Annotated in this window: 11 protein-coding genes and 2 tRNA genes; 6 read left to right on the forward strand and 7 right to left on the reverse strand. The window is 70.0% G+C overall.

What is annotated here, in order from left to right; genetic code table 11:
* The first annotated feature begins 1 nt into the window (after position 1).
* The 3 genes from ehuA (at position 2) to ABT147_RS23005 (ending at position 1,948) form a co-directional block, all read left to right on the forward strand.
* Positions 2-778: an ectoine/hydroxyectoine ABC transporter ATP-binding protein EhuA gene (gene ehuA, locus ABT147_RS22995; RefSeq protein WP_351409151.1), complete on the forward strand. Its 777-nt coding sequence runs from the start codon at positions 2-4 to the stop codon at positions 776-778.
* Positions 779-1,002: 224 nt separating this feature from the next.
* The gene (locus tag ABT147_RS23000; RefSeq protein WP_351409026.1) at positions 1,003-1,761 is read left to right on the forward strand and encodes an IclR family transcriptional regulator; all 759 of its coding nucleotides are present in this window, start codon (positions 1,003-1,005) and stop codon (positions 1,759-1,761) included.
* 113 nt (positions 1,762-1,874) lie between these two features.
* Positions 1,875-1,948 (forward strand) — tRNA-Lys (locus ABT147_RS23005).
* 62 nt (positions 1,949-2,010) lie between these two features.
* On the opposite strand, the gene ABT147_RS23010 is transcribed toward ABT147_RS23005, so the two are convergent.
* The 7 genes from ABT147_RS23010 to ABT147_RS23040 form a co-directional block, all read right to left on the reverse strand.
* Positions 2,011-2,664 carry a response regulator gene (locus tag ABT147_RS23010; protein WP_351409027.1) on the reverse strand — a complete coding sequence of 218 codons (654 nt, stop codon included), beginning with the start codon at positions 2,662-2,664 and terminating at the stop codon, positions 2,011-2,013.
* A complete protein-coding gene (locus ABT147_RS23015; RefSeq protein WP_351409029.1) occupies positions 2,649-3,899 on the reverse strand; it encodes a sensor histidine kinase in 1,251 nt (416 codons plus the stop codon). Before ABT147_RS23015 ends, ABT147_RS23010 begins: the two co-directional genes overlap by 16 nt.
* Positions 3,900-3,976: 77 nt before the next feature.
* A complete protein-coding gene (locus ABT147_RS23020) occupies positions 3,977-5,623 on the reverse strand; it encodes a long-chain-fatty-acid--CoA ligase (RefSeq protein ID WP_351409031.1) in 1,647 nt (548 codons plus the stop codon).
* A 40-nt stretch (positions 5,624-5,663) separates the two neighbouring features.
* Entirely contained in the window at positions 5,664-6,131 is a 468-nt protein-coding gene (locus ABT147_RS23025; RefSeq protein ID WP_351409033.1) for a hypothetical protein, read from the reverse strand.
* 118 nt (positions 6,132-6,249) lie between these two features.
* Complete coding sequence (locus tag ABT147_RS23030) at positions 6,250-6,867, reverse strand: lytic polysaccharide monooxygenase auxiliary activity family 9 protein (protein ID WP_351409035.1); 618 nt, start codon at positions 6,865-6,867, stop codon at positions 6,250-6,252.
* Positions 6,868-6,964: 97 nt separating this feature from the next.
* Positions 6,965-8,110 carry an SPFH domain-containing protein gene (locus ABT147_RS23035; protein WP_351409038.1) on the reverse strand — a complete coding sequence of 382 codons (1,146 nt, stop codon included), beginning with the start codon at positions 8,108-8,110 and terminating at the stop codon, positions 6,965-6,967.
* A gap of 92 nt (positions 8,111-8,202) precedes the next feature.
* Entirely contained in the window at positions 8,203-9,831 is a 1,629-nt protein-coding gene (locus ABT147_RS23040) for a peptidoglycan-binding protein (RefSeq protein WP_351409040.1), read from the reverse strand.
* Positions 9,832-10,033: 202 nt separating this feature from the next.
* Between ABT147_RS23040 and ABT147_RS23045 the strand changes: the two genes are divergently transcribed.
* From ABT147_RS23045 to glxA, 3 genes are all read left to right on the forward strand, one after another.
* Positions 10,034-10,110: transfer RNA gene (locus tag ABT147_RS23045), tRNA-Lys, on the forward strand.
* A 468-nt stretch (positions 10,111-10,578) separates the two neighbouring features.
* Complete coding sequence (locus ABT147_RS23050) at positions 10,579-12,576, forward strand: glycosyltransferase family 2 protein (protein ID WP_351409042.1); 1,998 nt, start codon at positions 10,579-10,581, stop codon at positions 12,574-12,576.
* A complete protein-coding gene (gene glxA / locus ABT147_RS23055) occupies positions 12,573-14,510 on the forward strand; it encodes a radical copper oxidase GlxA (RefSeq protein ID WP_351409044.1) in 1,938 nt (645 codons plus the stop codon). The genes ABT147_RS23050 and glxA overlap by 4 nt, the downstream gene beginning before the upstream one ends.
* Positions 14,511-14,553: the final 43 nt, after the last annotated feature.

Consider the following 14,553-nt stretch of genomic DNA (forward strand, 5'->3'; position numbering starts at 1 on the left):
GATGAAGCAACCCGAGTCGCCTGACAAGCGGGTGGCCGACACCACCGAGCTGATCCGCTTCGAGAACGTGACCAAACGATTCGGCAGCAACACCGTCCTCGACCGGCTGGACTTCTCCGTCGACGCCGGCAAGCACGTGACGCTGATCGGCCCGTCCGGCTCCGGCAAGACGACGATCCTGCGGCTGCTGATGACCCTGACCAAGCCCGACGAGGGGAAGATCACCGTCGGCGGGCAGCAGCTGTTCCCGGCGAGCGACAAGCAGTGCCGTGAGGTCCGCAAGAACATCGGGATGGTGTTCCAGCAGTTCAACCTCTTCCCGAACATGAAGGTGCTGCGGAACATCACCGAGGCGCCCGTCAGCGTCCTCGGACTCTCCAAGGACGAGGCCGAGGCGCGCGCCCGCGAACTGCTCGACCTGGTGGGGCTCGCCGACAAGTGCGACTCCTACCCGAGTCAGCTCTCCGGCGGGCAGCAGCAGCGGGTGGCCATCGCCCGGGCGCTGGCGATGCGCCCGCAGGTACTGCTCCTCGACGAGGTGACGTCCGCGCTCGACCCCGAGCTGGTCGCGGGCGTCCTCGACCTGCTCAGGGACATCGCCCGCACCACCGACATAACGATGCTCTGTGTGACCCACGAGATGAACTTCGCCCGGGACATCTCGGACCAGGTTCTGATGTTCGATTCTGGCCAGGTGATCGAGTCGGGCAGCCCCGAGAAGATCTTCGGCGATCCGTCGCACGAACGCACGCGCGAATTCCTCGGCGCGGTCAACTGATTACGCCACGTGAACCGGTGAACACGCGGAAACGCGTGGGAACATCCGAGGTCCGCCCGCCGGGCCATGTCTCTGGCATATGCCAGAGTGCTGGTCCGGCAGTTGGGAGGCCCGGAGGTACGAGGATTTTCTCGCGAACAACCCCTCCACGTACGGCTCTTGGGCCGTATCGTGGGACACGGCAAGCTGTCCGAAAAACGGCCCGAGAAGCGCAGGGGGAATCCGTGGCGCTCAAGCACGAGCCGACCGCGCCGTACCACTCGGCCCAGGACGCCCTGCGCGTCCTGGAGACGGTGGCGCGGCACGCAGGTGGCGTCACCGACGCCGAGATCGCCCGTCGCACCGGCGTCGACAGTGAGCGGTTGACCGCGCTCCTGCGGATGCTGCGCCGCGAGGGATACGTGGAGCAGACCACCGACGGCGCCTATGTCACCGGCGCCGCCCTCACCCGGCTGGGCTCCGCCGAGGACCATGACCAGGCCCTGCGCGAGCAGCTCCAGCACACCCTGGACCGGCTGCGCGACTCGGTGGGCGCCGCCGTCTACGTCACCCGTTACCTGGACGGCGAGATCCAGGTCACCGGCTGGGCCGACAGCCCGGCCATGCCCGCGGTCCACGAGTGGGTCGACTTCCGCTCCTCCGCCCATGCCACCGCCTTCGGCAAGGGCATGCTGGGCCAGCTCGACCTCAACGGCCGGCGCGACCACCTCGCCCGCCACCGCCCGGCCCGGCTCACCGCCCGCACGATCACCAACGAGAAGGTGCTGCTGAGCAAGCTCGACGCCCAGACCCCCACGGTCCCGGTCCTCGACCTCCAGGAGTACGCGCCGGGCACGGTCTGCGCGGCCGTCCCCATCACCGCGGGCTCCGCCGTCGGCTGCCTCGCGCTGTCACTCCCACTGGAACACGCGCACCGGCTGCGCGCGGCGGCGAACACATTGAATCGAGGGGCGGCGCCCGTGCTGCTCTCCCTGGCGATCTAGACACCGAGGGTCCTACGGAGATCCAGCTCACGTTTAACTGGTCGAAGGCACCCCTCCGCACCAGGTAGTATTTTCTCTGTCGCCAGCCGCCGAAGGCGGGGGCGACAGAGTCTGCGCCGCTAGCTCAGTTGGTTAGAGCAGCTGACTCTTAATCAGCGGGTCCGGGGTTCGAGTCCCTGGCGGCGCACAGAGAGAAGGCCCCTCGCTCCGGCGAGGGGCCTTCTGCTTGCCCGCGAGTACATCAGCCGGTCACCCCCGCAGATACGCGAGCACCGCCAGCACCCGCCGATGCGTGTCCTCCGCCGGTGGCAGGTCCAGCTTTCCCAGGATGTTGCCGATGTGCTTGCCGACGGCCGCCTCGGTGACGACCAGGTCGCGGGCGATCGCCCCGTTCGACTTCCCCTCGGCGACCAGCCCGAGCACCTCCCGCTCACGTGGGGTGAGCGCCGCCAGCGGATCGCGCCGGCGCCGCAGCAGCTGCCGTACGACCTCGGGGTCGACGACCGTGCCGCCGGCCGCGACCCGCTCCACCGCCTCCGCGAACTGTTCGACCTGGCCGATGCGGTCCTTGAGGAGATAGCCGACGCCGGTGCCGTCGCCGGTGTCCAACAGCTCGGCGGCGTAGGCCCGTTGGACGTACTGGCTGAGGACGAGGACGGGCAGGGCCGGGTTCGCCGCGCGGAGTTCCAGGGCGGCGCGCAGGCCCTCGTCGGTGAGGCCGGGCGGCATGCGTACGTCGGTGACGACGAGGTCGGGGGCGTGCGACCGCACGGCCGCCGTCAGCGCCTCCGCGTCCCCGACCGCCGCGACGACCTCGTGGCCGAAGCGGGTCAGGACGCCGACGAGCCCCTCCCGCAGCAGCACACTGTCCTCGGCGAGCACGATCTTCAGCGCTGCGGGCAAGGGATCTCCAGGGACAGGACGGTCGGGCCGCCGGCCGGGCTGTGGACGGACAGTCTCCCATCGAGCACGGCGAGCCGGTCGGCGAGTCCGGTGAGACCCGTGCCCCGCGCGGGATCCGCGCCGCCCGCCCCGTCGTCCCGCACCTCCACCCGCAGCCGCCCGGCCGCGTACCGCCCGCTGATCCACGCCCGCCCCGCCCCGCTGTGCCTGCCGATGTTGGCGAGCGCCTCCCGGACCGCGAAGTACGCGGCGGACTCGACGGATTCGGCGAACCGAGGGAGGTCCACATCCAGCTCCACGGGTACGGCGGACCGGTCGGCCGCGTCGGCGAGGGCGTCCGGAAGGCCGTAGTCGGCGAGGACCTGGGGATGGATGCCGTGGATCAACTCCCGCAACTCGCCCAGGACTTGGTCGGCCTCCTGGTGGGCGGCGGCGAGCCGCTCGGACAGTTCGGGCGGGGCGTCGAGACGGGCCAGGCCGAGCGTCATGCTCAGGGACACCAGCCGCTGCTGGGCCCCGTCGTGCAGATCGCGTTCGATCCGGCGCCGCTCCGCCTCGAAGGCCGCCACCAGCCGGGCCCGCGACCGGGTCACCTCGTCCAGCCGCCGTTCCGCCTCCGCCTCGCTCGGCGCCAGCAGCAGCCGGGCGAGGGCGGCGCGGGCCCGCCCGTACCGGACGAGGGGCCACACCAGCGCGAGGAGGAGGATCGCGCCGAGGGCCGTGCACAGCAGGGCCTGGCCGTAGGAGTCGATCAGCCAGAGCTTGGCGATCCGCGCGTCGCCGCTGGCACTGCTCGTCATCGCCAGCTGCGCCGGCGCCCCGATCATCGCGCCGGGCACGACCAGCGCCCCGAACAGCACGACCACGTCCAGCGGCCACAGCACGAACCCGAGGAGCCCCGTGTACGCCAGCTCCCGCCAGGTCGCCCGCTCGGTCAGCCGCAGCCGGGCCCAGGCGGCGAGTCCGGGCTCGGCGGGGGTGGCGTGCGGGTCGGGCAACGGTGGGATGCGGATGAGGGCCAGCCGCCGCCGTTCGAGGGCGCCGACGGGGATGCCCGACAGGACGGCCACGGCGAGCAGGGGCAGGCCCACGAGGACCGGAGCCAGGGCGAGGCCGAGGGTGCCCAGGACCAGGAGCACCACGAGGAGGGGTACGCCGACGAGCACACCGCTCAGCAGGTATGCCACCGCGCGAGGCGTGTCCCGTATCGCGTCCCGTACGACCGTTCGGATCATGGGGTCACGGTAGGCGGGGGCGGCGGGAGGCGGCCATACGCGCAAGGGGTGTTCCGGAGGTGGGCCCAGCACTACCGCTACCTCGTCAGCAGCTCCTCCCGCCCCCGCGCCCGGTACTCGGCCACCAGCCGTGCCAGATCCACCGCCGAGAACTTCCGGTACGACCATTTCCCGGGCGGGCGCCACCAGACCGGGTCCGGGCAGCGGAAGCCCTCGCGGCGGAGGGTGGCGCGCTGGATCTTGTTGGTGGCGGTGACGGGCATCGACGGGACGACCCGTACGAAGCGGGGGGTCATCTTCGTACCCAAGTCGGGCTGGGAGACGAGGAATTCGGCGAAGCGGCAGGGGTCGAAGGTGCCGGCGACGGTCGCCATGACCTGGTCGCCCGCGACCGGGTCGGGGACCGCGTAGACGGCGACGGCCTCGGCGCCCTCGTAGCGGGCGAGGATGTTCTCGATGACGGCGGCGGCGAGGTTCTCGCTGTCGACGCGGAGGCGGTCGTCGGTGCGGCCGGCGAAGTAGAGGAAGCCGTCCGGATCGCGGTAGAAGAGGTCGCCGGTCCAGTACCAGCCGTCGCGGCGGCGGGCCGCGTCCGCCTCCGGGTTGCGCCAGTAGCCCTCGAAGGGGTTGGGGCCGCGGTTGACCAACTCCCCTATCGCCTCCGTGCCATTGAGGAGGCGGCCGTCCTCGCCGAAGACGGCGGGCGGGCACTCCTTCCGGGTCTCCGGGTCGACAACCGCGAGGTCGTCGCCGGGCGCCGCCCGTCCGATCGCGCCGGGCGGCGCCCCGGGCGTGCGCTGGATCGCCGCCCCGCCCTCGGACGACCCGTACCCCTCCACGAGCCGCACCCCGAACCGCTCCTCGAACGCCGCCGCGTCCACCGCCCCCGCCTCCGTGCCGAAGCCCATCCGCAGGGGGTTGTCGCGGTCGTCGGGGCGGGGCTCGGTGGCGAGGAGGTACTGCACGGCGCGTCCTACGTAGGTGAAGTACGTGGCCCGGTACGCCCGTACGTCGTCCAGGAACCCGGAGGCCGAGAACCGGCGGCGCAGCGCGATCCCGGCCCCGGCGACCAGGGCGGGGGCCCAGTCGGCGATGACCGCGTTGCCGTGGAACAGCGGCATGCAGACGTAGTGCACGTCGTCCCGCCGCACCCCGAAGCGGTCCACGAGCGCCCGCCCGGCCGCAGCGAGCCGCCCCTGGGAGCAGATCGCGGCCTTGGGGGCGCCGGTGGAGCCGGAGGTGAAGTAGAGGAGGTGGCGGTGGGCGGGGGTGGCCCGGGCGGGGTCGGGCTCGGCGTCGGCGTACGGGGCGAGGAGGTCGGTGTAGGCCTGAGTGTCGGTCACGAGCACGCGTACGCCCGGGAGTTCGAGGTCTTCGAGGAGCGGGAGGTGGGCCTGTTCGGTGATCAGGACGCCGCACTCGGTGTGCAGGATGTCACGGGCCAGTTCGGGGCCCCGGCGGGTGGGGTTGATCCCGGCGACGGCGGCGCCCGCGAGGGCGGCCGCGCTCAACCAGAGCGGGAATTCGGGGGTGTTGTCGAGGAGGACGCCGATGTGGGGTTCGGCGGCCGGTGGCAGGAGGTCGGTGAGCAGTGCCGCCCGGGCGGCGGCTCCGGCGGTGACCTCGTGGTGGGTCAGGACCTGTTCCTCGAACCACAGCCCGGGCCGGTGGTCGCCCCACCGGTCGGCGACGAGCTGTGCGACCGTGCGCCTCGTGGACTCCATGTCGGCGCACGGTAGTTGACGTAGCGTCAGTTGAGGAGGGTCACGGCGTCGGGAACGAGGGGTCCGTGGAGAGGCGGTGGTAGGTGACCATGAAGAAGACGCAGAACGAGAAGACCACCCCGAGGAAGACCAGCAGGCCGAGGCTGGCCGCCGCCTGCTTGACCTGGCCGGGCGCGTGGGCCGTGGCCACCACGTTCGGACCGTCGGTGTAGTGGACGGTGACGAAGTCGCCCTCGACCGTCGTCATCGGCCCGTCCTCCTCCTCGAAGCGGATCGCGCGGCCGTCGTGCGTCTTGAACTCGTACACGTGGTGGATCGTCGTGCGCACACGGCCGTGCTCGCCCATGCCCTCGCTGACCGTCGTGAACGTCTTCAGGCAGCGCCCCTCGGCCGTCAGCCCGCTGTTCCAGGCGCTTCTGATCCGCAGCCAGCGGATCAGCACCCGGTACGCCATGAAGCCGATGAAGGTCATCATGACCACGGGAACGAGGTAGAAGAAGACGTCCATGGCGGTCCCCCGAAGTTCGGTCGCCGCCCTGGTCGGCGGTGTGTGGGGAACGTACCCGCGTGGGGGCCCCGCGCAGCTCAAGGGATGCTCAGAACTGGCGGGACCCGGCGCACGACGCTCAGAACGTGACGTCCGAGCAGGCGTAGAACGCGTTGGTGGTGTCCGCGACCGTCCACACCGCGAGGATCACGTGGTGGCCGCTCAGCCCGGACGGCAGCCGGCCGGTGTGGGAGAGCGTGGACGGCGGGCGCTGGCCGTTGTAGGGGACGGTGAAGAACGGGGTCAGGTTGAGGTCGGAGCGGGCGAGGGCGTGGTTCTGGTTCCAGCCCGCCTTGGTGACGTAGTACTTGAAGTCGGTGGTGGCGTGCATGGCGGTGAACTGCCAGCGGAACGTGTAGTTCTGACCGCCCGTCACCCTGGTGGTGGGCCAGGCGCCGCCGCCCGGCCTGGTGGACGCGTTGAGCTGGTTGAACCTGCTGTTGCCACCGGAACAGAGCTGTCCGTCAGCCGGCCCTGAGCCCGGGAAGCCCTTCGGTCCCTCCACGCTCTGCGGCTCCCACTGGATCTCGCCGCAGTTGGTGACGGTGCCGTTCTGACAGAGCTTCTGCCGGCTGACGGGGAGGTCGGTGTAACCGTGGCCGGTGGCGCCACCACTGGAGAGCACGAGCGCTCCGGTGGTGGCCAGACCGACCGTGGCCGCGTACCACTTGGTCCTGTTGCGCGCGTGTTTGGGCATGCTGTCGCTCCCTGGAGTACGTGGGGGTGTTTCCAGGTCTAGACCAAGTCCCAGATTATGAGCGACCTCCGAACATGTCCATACCAATTTCAACGGTTCACGGAGACACTTCGCGCCGCCCCGTATAGAACGCCACCGTCAAGTCCTTCACCAGCGCCTTGCGTTCGTAGTCGTCCAGCTCGACCAGGCCGCGCAGGGTCAGCCGGGTCACCGTGTCCTCGACCGAGTCGACGACCGAGGTGAGGACGGTGTCCCGGTGCTGGGCGTCGAGCGCGGCGATCCGGCGGCGCTGCATCACGGCGGCCACCTCCGGCGCGTACTCGATCCGGATCGGCTGGACCGAGAACACCTCCATCCCGACCGGCGCCACATCGGCCACCACCAGCCGGGTCAGCGCCTCGCCCACCGCCTCCGTGTTCCGCAGCGTCGCGTCCCTGACCAGCGCGCCCGGCGCCACGTCGGCCGGCAGCTGCGACAGCACCCGGGAGACCGCCGCGTCCACGCACTCACGCAGATACCGCTCGTGGTCCTCGACCCCGAGCAACGCCCGCGCGGTGTCCCTGACCCGCCACGCCACGAGGACGACGACCCGCAGCGCGACCCCGTTCGCGTCGACGGCCGCCATCGGCTCGCTCCGCCAGTGCCGCAGCCGTACGTCGACCCGGCGGCGCAGCACCAGCGGGTTCACCCAGAGCAGTCCGGTACGGCGGACGGTTCCCCGGTACCGCCCGAACAGCCCGAGCACCCAGGCCCGCCCGGTCCGCCCCCGCGCAAGCCCGCCGAACCCGAACAGCGCCAGGGCGCCCGCCCCGGCGTACGCGGCCCACTGCGCCGGCCCGGGTCCGGCACCGGCGTACGCGGCCGGCAGCCCGAGCGCCCGCACCGCGAGCCCCGGCAACACCCCGGCCCACCACGAGGTGAGGACACATCCGGCCACTCCGCACGCGCCGCCCAGCACCCCCACCACCCCGGGCACCACCCGCGCCGGCCGTTCGACCAGCTCGGGGTCGACCTCGACGGTGGGGCGCGGCTTCGCGGACGCGGGCCCCAGCCGCACCCTCGGCTGCTCGCCGGTGCCGCGCCGACGGCCCACGACGGCGGGGGTGACCGGTACGGACACCGGGGCGGGGTCGTCCCGGAACAGCAGATGGACGGGGATCTCGGTGGTGGTCTCGTTCTGGATGAGCCGGGCGGGCCGCGCCGCCCCTTCGGGCTCCGGTGTGTGTGAGGTGGTCGTACTCATACGTGCCTCCATGCCTCCGCGCAGGAAGAACCGTGGTGAGAGTTACTGAGGAGGGGTGGTGGATCCGGGTTCCGGAGGGGCGGGTCCGGCCGTCAGGAGAAGAGCCGACGCCAGGTCTCCGGGCCCGGATAGCCGTCCGCCGCGCCGCCGCGCCACCCCTGGGCCCGCTGGAACGCCTCCACGTTCCGCCGGTCCGACTCGCCCCAGCGCGGCCCCGGCTCCGAGGTGTAGTACTTGCCGAACCCCTTCTCGACCAGCCGCTTCCCCAGCTGGGCGACGTACGCGTTGTCCGCGCCCGGCCGGAACATGCCGCGCCCGGGGTAGCCGAGGACGCCGTGCGAGGCGGGCGTCCCGGCCGGGGCGGGCCTGCCCGATGCGCCGGGCGAGACGGGCTTCCGCGCCGCTCCGGATGCGCCGGGTGCGCCGGGTGCGCCGGGTGCACCGGGTGCACCGGGTGCACCGGGTGCGCCGACGGTCGGCGTGCCGGATGTCCCGGGCGCTCCCGCCTTCCCCGGCGGCCGGTGCACGACAGGCGACTTGGGTGACTTGGGCGGCTTGGGCGCCGCCGGCTTCCCCCGCGGGCCGGGGTTCCCGGCCGCCGCCGGGATGTCCCTGCCCCGCCCGGTGACGAGATACGACCAGGTCAGCGGGCCCGGGATACCGTCCGCGAAGCGGCCCGACCAGCCCTGGGCCCGCTGGAACGCCTGGGTGGCCCTGCGGTCGGCGTCCGACCAGACCGGCCCCGGCCCGCCGGTGTAGAAGCGGGCCCCGCCGCGCCGCACCAGCATCTGCCCCAGCCGGGTGACGTACTTGTTGTGCGCCCCGGCCCCGAAGGCGCCCGGACCCGGGAAACGGTCACCGGCCGACGGTCCTGCGGCCCCCTTCGCGCCCGGCCTCTCCGGCGGGACAACAGGGGCGGCATCCTCCTCGGAGGCGTCCGTCTCCTCGTCCGGCCATCCCGCGTCCTCGCCGACCAGCCCCTTGTAGCGGTACGGCACATAGCGGGTGGCGTTGTCCCAGTAGCCGTACGGGGTGGCCTGTCTGCGGGCGTACGGGCGGGCCGACTCGTAGGCGATGTAGTGGGTCTCCGCGTAGTCCGTCCAGCCGCCGAAAATGACGACGTGCGAGCCCTTCTGCGGGTCCTTCGGATTATGGAAGAGCAGCATGTCGCCGGGTTCCAGCCGGTCTTTCGAAATGCGCTCCGCGAACTTGTCGAGGCTGCCCGTCCATTCGTTTCCGGGGAGGTTCCACGCCATCGAGACGAACCCCGAGCAGTCCTGCCGATAACCGTCGGACCAGTATTCGCGCATGCTGTACGGCACCTCGGCCGCGATCCAGGTCCTGGCCCGTTCGATGATCTCGGCGCGGGTGGTGGGCGGGATCCTCACCGTCTTCGACGGCTTTGCCCCGTCCGCCGGGCGACCGCCGGGGCCGTGCAGCGGAGCCTTCTTCCCCTGGGGGGTGTCAGGCACGTCACCTGCGGGAACGGCACCGGGGGCGGCCGGTCCGTGGGCCGCCGCGACCGCCGGCACGGCATGTCCGGCGCCGAGTGCGGCACCGGCGGCGGTGGCCACGACGAGGGCGTTCCTGGCGGTCCTGGCCGCCGGGTGACCCAGATGGGCGTACTGGGCCGAGTACGGCATGACCCGCCGCCAGTGGACACAACCGGGGCATTCGCAATCGCCCCCCGGATCGATCTCCTCGAATACCGGAGTCCCCATGCGATTCCCCTCGCGAACCGACCGAAGAATTCCACGCTTCTGCACGCCCGCCAGTTTCTCAACTGTCCTCCCATGTCGCATGCTGACGGTCCGAATGATGTACATGGCCGCACGATCGGGCAGTGCCGGTACGAGGGGGCGGCCGGGCGGGGTCGCTCCGTGGTCGGGAGCACCCCCGCCCCTCCGGTAAAGTTCTCTTCGCGCGCCGCTAGCTCAGTTGGTTAGAGCAGCTGACTCTTAATCAGCGGGTCCGGGGTTCGAGTCCCTGGCGGCGCACCACCGGAGAGGCCCCTCGCGGGAGTGAATCGCGAGGGGCCTCTCCGCATGTGCACATCACCCGGCGCACTCCCCCCTCACTCCCCTCCCGCTCCCCACAGTTCCTCCACCGATGCCCCAATAACCGCGTATGACCGGTAAACACCGCGTTTCGCATCTTGCGATCAAGCTTCACACCGTAGAACCCTGGGCCGTAAGAGACTGCGGATACATGACGGTTAGGGGGCCTTGGGCGTTTTGCGCCCAGGGATGGGGATCTTGGGCCCTCGCCGACGCTCGCTATGCACGCGCTCAGGCACAAAAGATGCCGAGGGGGCATCAATGCAACCGGATGGTCGTCGTCCCGTGTCTCCATGGTGTAGATCACATGGTGACGATGACCCACTGATGCGTCCGTAAGGGTCGAGGGGGACCCAATCGGACGGAATACCGACGAACACACACTCGATGTGTGTGCGGGGGGAATGACTCATGACGTCGACGCCGACGGGCGCACGGCATAACCACGACCCGTCCGATACGACACGGCTCAAGGTGCCGTCGCATCGGACCGGAGCCTTTCGCAGGCTCAAGAAGACGCTTCCCAGATACGACTACGAGCACTACAGCCGGCTCGCCGGTCCACTGACCCAGCCCGATCCGACCAAGCCCTACACGGTGCAGTACCGCTCGCTGATCTCCCAGGAACCGCACCGGCTGCGGGTCGCCCTGATGCTGGCGGCCGCACCCCTGCTCTCCCTGGTCCTGCTCGGCTGGCTGCTGCAGCAGGAGCACTGGACCAAGCGCGACTACGTCGAGTACGAGTTCCTGCCCGCCCTCGACATGGTCATGCTGGTCTCGATCGGCCTGATCGAGTTCTTCCGCTGTATGAACGTCCTGTCGAACGCGCACGCCACCCTGGTCGCCCGCGACCCGATCCCGGTGGTGCCCGAGACCGGCACCAGAGTCGCCTTCCTCACCTCCTTCGTGCCCGGCAAGGAGCCGCTGGAGATGGTGACGAAGACCCTGGAGGCCGCGGTCAAGCTCCGCCACCGCGGGCTTCTGCACGTCTGGCTCCTCGACGAGGGCGACGACGCGGATGTGAAGGCGGTCTGCGCGCGCCTGGGCGTGCACCACTTCTCCCGCAAGGGCATCGCGAAGTGGAACCAGCCGAAGGGCCCGCACCGCGCCAAGACCAAGCACGGCAACTACAACGCCTGGCTGGACGCGCACGGCGACGACTACGACTTCTTCGCCTCGGTCGACACCGACCACATCCCGCTGCCCAACTACCTGGAGCGGATGCTCGGTTTCTTCCGCGACCCGAACATCGGCTTCGTCATCGGCCCCCAGGTGTACGGCAATTACGACAACTTCGTCACCAAGGCGGCCGAGTCCCAGCAGTTCCTGTTCCACGCGCTGATCCAGCGCGCCGGCAACAAGTACGGCTCCCCCATGTTCGTCGGCACCTCCAACGCCGTACGGATCAGGGCGCTCAAGCAGATCGGCGGGCTGTACGACTCGATCACCGAGGACATGGCGACCGGCTTCGAGATCCACCGCCACAAGAACCCGGCGACGGGCAAGAAGTGGCGCTCGGTGTACACACCGGACGTGCTCGCGGTGGGTGAGGGGCCCAGCGCCTGGACGGACTTCTTCACCCAGCAGATGCGCTGGTCGCGCGGCACGTACGAGACGATCCTCAAGCAGTACTGGAAGGGCTGGTACTCACTGCCGCCGAGCAAGCTCTTCAACTACACCATGATGATCATCTTCTACCCGATGTCCGCCCTCAACTGGATCCTGGCGGCGCTGAGTTGCGCCCTGTTCCTGGGCCTGGGCGCCTCGGGTGTGAACATCGATCCGACCGTGTGGCTGATGCTCTACGGCAACGCCTCGGCGCTCCAGATAGGCCTGTACGTCTGGAACCGCCGGCACAACGTCTCCCCGCACGAGCCGGAGGGTTCCGGCGGAGTGGCCGGCATGGTGATGTCCGCGCTGTCCGCGCCGCTCTACGCGAAGGCACTGATCGACTCGGCGCTGCGCCGCAAGAGCAAGTTCGTGGTCACGCCCAAGGGCGACTCGGCGAGCCCCGACCGGTGGTTCGGCACCTTCCGCTACCACTGGTACTTCATCCTCATCTTCGGTGGCTCGATCGCCGCCGGTTTCGTCTTCGGCAACTCGCACCCCGCGATGATCATCTGGGCGATCTTCGCCATGGCGATCACCGCCCTTCCCATCGTCGCCTGGCGCTACATGCTGCGGCAGGACAGGAAGAAGGCCGCCGCCGCGGCCGAACTGCAGGGTTCCATGGTGGCGCCGCCCGAGGCGGCTCCGGCGCCCTTCGCGCCGCCCCACGCACCGCACGCCCCACACGCACCTCACGCTCCGCAGCACAAGCCGAGCTGGGCGGCGTCCGGGTCGGGCAGCGGGGGTAGCGACCAGACCATGCAGATCGCCCTGGGCGGACTTGGGGGACGTAAGGAATGAAGGACCGTGCAGGCCGCCGCCGCGCCCGTCGCCTCGCGATCGGCGCGGCGGTGGTCCTCGCGCTCGCCGGGATGAACGGGCCGTGGGTGTACCGCTTCAGCACCGAGAAGTACCACGCCTACAAGATCGACAGACCCGAGTACAAGGCCGACAACGGGCAGTGGAAGATCGTGGAGTTCCCGGAGGAGTACCGGCAGAACACGATCCACGCCGCGCTGCTGCACACCGGCAAGATCCTGTTGATCGCGGGCTCCGGCAACGACGCCGACAATTTCGACAAGAAGAAGTTCGACACCCGCGTCTGGGACCCGGTCAAGCAGACGATCAAGCGTGTGCCGACCCCGGCCGACCTGTTCTGCACGGGGCACACCCAGCTCTCCAACGGCAATCTGCTGATCGCCGGCGGCACCAAGCGCTACGAGAAGCTGAAGGGCGATGTCACCAAGGCCGGCGGCCTGATGATCATCCACAACGAGAACCCCGACAAGAAGATGAGGATCAAGGCGGGAACCAGGTTCGTCGGCAAGGCGAACGGCAAGACGTTCGTCCTCAAGGACACCGTCGAGCTCAAGAAGGCCGTCAAGACCTTCGATCCGGACACCGGCAAGTTCACCGGCAACAAGCCGGGCATCGCGCGCGCCTATGTCGAGGCCGAGCGGCGCGGCAAGAAGTACGAGACGGGGACGGAGGACAACTACAAGGTCGTCGGCCTCACGGGCGAGGACGCGCGGAACACGTACGGCATCGCGCAGAAGCTCGCCCTCGACAAGAAGGACTTCCAAGGGATCAAGGACGCCTACGAGTTCGACCCGGTCGCCGAGAAGTACATCAAGGTCGACCCGATGAACGAGGCGCGCTGGTACCCGACGCTGACCACTCTCACCGACGGTACGGTCCTGTCGCTGTCCGGGCTCGACGAGATCGGTCAGCTGGTCCCGGGCAAGAACGAGATCTACGACCCCGCGACGAAGAAGTGGACGTACACGAAGGACGAGCAGCAGTTCCCGACCTACCCGGCGATCTCCCTGATGCAGAACGGCAAGCTGTTCTACTCGGGCGCGAACGCGGGGTACGGGCCGGACGACATCGGGCGCGATCCTGGGATCTGGGACCTGAAGACCAACAAGTTCACCAAGGTCCCCGGCATGAGCGACAGCAAGCTGCTGGAGACCGCCGGGACCGTGCTGCTGCCTCCGGCGCAGGACGAGAAGTACATGGTCATCGGGGGCGGCGGGGTCGGTGAGTCGGAGCGGTCCAGCGAGAAGACCCGGCTGATCGATCTGCTGGCCGACAAGCCGAGGTTCGTGGACGGGCCGGAGATGGCGAAGGGCACGCGATATCCGCAGGCCTCGATCCTGCCCGACGACACCGTCCTCATCTCCGGCGGCTCGGAGGACTATCGCGGGCGCGGCGACTCCAACATCCTGGAGGCGCGGCTGTACGACGCGAAGACGGGTGAACTGCGGCGGGTGGCCGACCCGTTGGTGGGCCGGAACTACCACTCCGGGTCGATCCTGCTGCCGGACGGGCGGGTCGTCTTCTTCGGCTCGGACTCCCTGTACGCCGACAAGGCCAACACCAAGCCGGGGGAGTTCGAGCAGCGGATCGAGATCTATACGCCGCCGTATCTGTTCCAGGACGCCCGGCCGACGCTGACGGGTGGGCCGAAAACGGTGGCGCGCGGCGGGGAGGCGACCTTCGGGACGCGGCACGGTTCGTCGATCAAGGCGGCGCGGTTGATCCGGCCGAGTGCGTCGACGCATGTCACGGACGTGGACCAGAAGTCCATCGAGGTGGACTTCGAGGTGACGGGGGACCGGCTCACCGTGACCGTCCCGAAGAACCGGAATCTGGTGCAGTCGGGGTGGTACATGCTCTTCGTGACGGACGACGCGGGGACGCCGAGCGTCGCGCGGTGGGTGAAGGTGCCGTAGGGGCGGGGCCGGGGGGCGTTGTCGGGTGCGAGGGGGGGGTCGT

Origin of the sequence: Streptomyces sp. NPDC001868 (genome assembly GCF_040297125.1) — a bacterium.
Classification (GTDB): domain Bacteria; phylum Actinomycetota; class Actinomycetes; order Streptomycetales; family Streptomycetaceae; genus Streptomyces.